The organism is Microcystis sp. M165S2 (genome assembly GCF_020245885.1).
In the GTDB taxonomy this organism is placed as follows: domain Bacteria; phylum Cyanobacteriota; class Cyanobacteriia; order Cyanobacteriales; family Microcystaceae; genus Microcystis.
Map to the genome: position 1 here is coordinate 1 of NZ_JADBTZ010000385.1, position 2961 is coordinate 2961.

The window sequence follows — 2961 nt, forward strand, 5'->3', positions numbered from 1 at the left end:
CAACTTCACCTGATGGTTTTTTCTAAAGGTGGTAAACGACGTAAATATGGTGGCTCTACCACAAGACATGGGTTCCGTAAAGGAGATTTAGTTTCTTCTCCCAAAGGAATTGGTTATGTTAGTGGAGATACCGAAAAACAGGTATCTGTAAGCGATACCAGTTGGACACGATTGGGACAGATAGCTGTTAGCAAGATTCAGTTAATTCGTCGTTCTAACGGTTTAATTGTTTCTCACTAATTCATATAAAGCCGCCTTCCGCTATCGCTAAAGGGCGGGGTTTCAGACCCAGTTTTTCGATGAACCGATCGAGCGGGGATATCGTCTAGAATTAATTAGCTCAAAAAATCCCGACTGAATCTACCCTTAAGCAAACTTTTCTAAAAATGATGGCTGAATTACTGAGTCTAGTTCCTGCCAAGTCCCTCGAAACCGATGTAGTGGTAGGGGAAGCGTCGGCAGTATGTCCCCTTCCTCCAGTCACGGTTAGTAATGATACCCTACTTATTTCCCTGATCGATCGCTTGCGACGTACTTTGGAAAATCACCGCGGCGAAAATCAAATTGTGGTGATGCAGGATTTCCCGGATCCCGATGCCCTTTCTAGCGCCTGGGCCTATCAAATTATCGCTGAACAGTACAATATTCACTGTGATATAGTCTATGCGGGTACTCTCTCCCATCAGGAAAATGTCGCTTTGGTAAAACTAACGGGTTTACCGGCTAAACGTTGGGGAGTCCATACCCTCAAGGATAGAGATCTCTCGGTTTATCAGGGTTGTGTTTTTGTCGATGGTCAGGGAACCAATAGTCAGTTAACCACTCTGGTTAAACAGGCAAAAATTCCCATTATTGCTGTGATCGATCATCATACCCGTCAAGGGGATCTAGAGGCGGAATTTGTCGATATTCGTCCCCAAATGCGGGCAACAGCGGCGATGTTAACCCAATATATCCAAAAAGGGTTACTGACTTTTAATAGTAGCGATACCGTCCATGTTAAGTGTGCCACAGCTTTGATGCACGGATTGCGATCGGATACGAATAATTTAATGCAAGCGCAAGAGTGTGAATTTATTGCTGCTGGTTATCTCAGTCGTTTCTACGATGCCCAATTATTAAACGCTGTCCTGCAATCGGCCAGATCCCGACGGGTGATGGATGTGATTGAACGGGCCTTAAAAAACCGTATTATCAAAAATAATTATTCGATCGCCGGGGTCGGTTATTTGCGTTATGATGACCGGGATGCGATTCCCCAAGCTGCCGATTTTTTGGTGACAGAAGAAAATGTTCACACGGCTTTGGTTTATGGTATCGTTCACGATGAAGATGAGGAGATCGAGTTAGTCATTGGTTCTATGCGTACCAGCAAAATTACCCTAGATCCCGATGAATTTCTCAAGGAAGCTTTCGGACAGGATAACCAAGGTCGCTTTTTTGGTGGTGGTCGTTATATGGCCGGAGGTTTTGAAATTCCTATCGGTTTCCTCGGTGGTTTTAATAATAATGCCGAATATGCGAAACTTAAGTGGGAACTCTATGACACCCAAATTAAACAGAAACTTTCCCATCTAGTTAACCCCGATGAAAAGGTAATTCGCACCTAGCTATCGGACCTCAGCTATCTATTATCATCGCAAAGACCGACCCTACAGTGATATGAAACTTTATTTTGTGCGTCATGGATTAGCAGGACAATCTGGGGATTATCTCAACGATGGGGAACGTCCTTTAACCGAGGAAGGTAGGGCCAAAACCGCTAAAGTTGCCCAAAGATTAGGACAGTTGGGGGTGAAATTTGACCTAATTCTCACTTCTCCCCTGGTGCGTGCCGTGCAAACCGCCGAAATTTTGCAAAAAGCGGGTTTAAGCCGTAAAATTGAGCAATTTAATCCCCTATCACCCAACGGCAATATTCAAGATTGGGTGCAATGGTGGCAAAAGTCGGACTATCAGCGAGAGGAAACCGCGATCGCACTGGTGGGCCACGAACCGGATTTAGGCTATTGGACGGAAATGCTAGTTTGGGGCAAGTTTCAAGGAAAATTATCGGTCAAAAAAGCGGGAATAATCGGTCTAGAGGTTCCCAATCAACAAAATCCCCTAGGCAAGTGTCAGTTATTCTGGTTGACAGCCCCGAAATTACTCCTCTAGGAATTAACCTAGGTGTATCTATCCTTTTTGGAGACTACAATCGATGTTTAGTTAATAGTTAAAAAATCATAAACGATATAGAATTACGCCAGTTATTAACTGAGAAGTTAGCAGTTTTATCCGCAGACAATCTTAATTTAGTTGGGCAATTTATTAATAAGTTAACTTATCAATAGTTCTCAAACAAATCCGACAATTACCTAACAGAAAAATCATTACAAAAATGGCAATTTTTAGTTAAAAATAACCAATAAATGGACAATAAAAATCCTTTAAGTGAAAATGAAATTAAGATAATTTGCCAATTTTTAAGTCAATCTCATCAATCTCGTCTGGTAGGATTAGCTAGGGCTGGCTGAATAAATCTAAAAACCTTGTTGGATAATATCTTGAGGCTTTTTTGAAATCAAAAAGTACTGGATCTGGGAGTGATCGGGGGGAAATTTAGGCACTTTTTCCCTGAAAATTATAGCAAATAATGGGTTATTTAGGACGCTTTCAATTTTCAAACTCTTATCTGAACAGGGTTTCAGCGATGGATTGTCCTAAGCACCTTGGTCTTTGCTATAGGTAATTGACCACCTGAAAATGGGTAAAACCCCACACCCTGCACCCTACACCTGGCCTCCAACCCCAAACCCCCACCGAAAAACTTTTTCAGCAGACCCTAATTAGGGTTTGCTGAAAAAGTTATTGAAAAGCACAGGTCTCTTAATCAATGATTTCACTTAGCTACAAGCATAAGCTTTAGTTGTTGATTAGTTTCTAAGTCATAACTTATTGTCATCATTGACCGAGAAAAAG

Annotated in this window: 2 protein-coding genes and 1 pseudogene; all 3 read left to right on the plus strand. The window is 41.9% G+C overall.

Features of this window, described 5'->3' with window-relative positions; translation table 11 throughout:
- A pseudogene (locus IM479_RS19140) lies at nt 1-240 on the plus strand (RRXRR domain-containing protein); the annotation flags it as partial.
- Between the two features lie 146 nt (nt 241-386).
- Complete coding sequence (locus IM479_RS19145; protein WP_286823899.1) at nt 387-1610, plus strand: DHH family phosphoesterase; 1224 nt, start codon at nt 387-389, stop codon at nt 1608-1610.
- Between the two features lie 52 nt (nt 1611-1662).
- Nucleotides 1663-2157, plus strand: coding sequence for a phosphohistidine phosphatase SixA (gene sixA, locus IM479_RS19150; RefSeq protein WP_287684343.1), 495 nt, complete (start codon nt 1663-1665; stop codon nt 2155-2157).
- The last annotated feature ends 804 nt before the right edge of the window (nt 2158-2961 follow it).

Coding starts and splice junctions, on each gene's coding strand:
- IM479_RS19145 (WP_286823899.1), top strand. CDS start 387: ATGATGGCTGAATTACTGAGTCTAGTTCCTGCCAAGTCCCTCGAAACC.
- sixA (WP_287684343.1), top strand. CDS start 1,663: ATGAAACTTTATTTTGTGCGTCATGGATTAGCAGGACAATCTGGGGAT.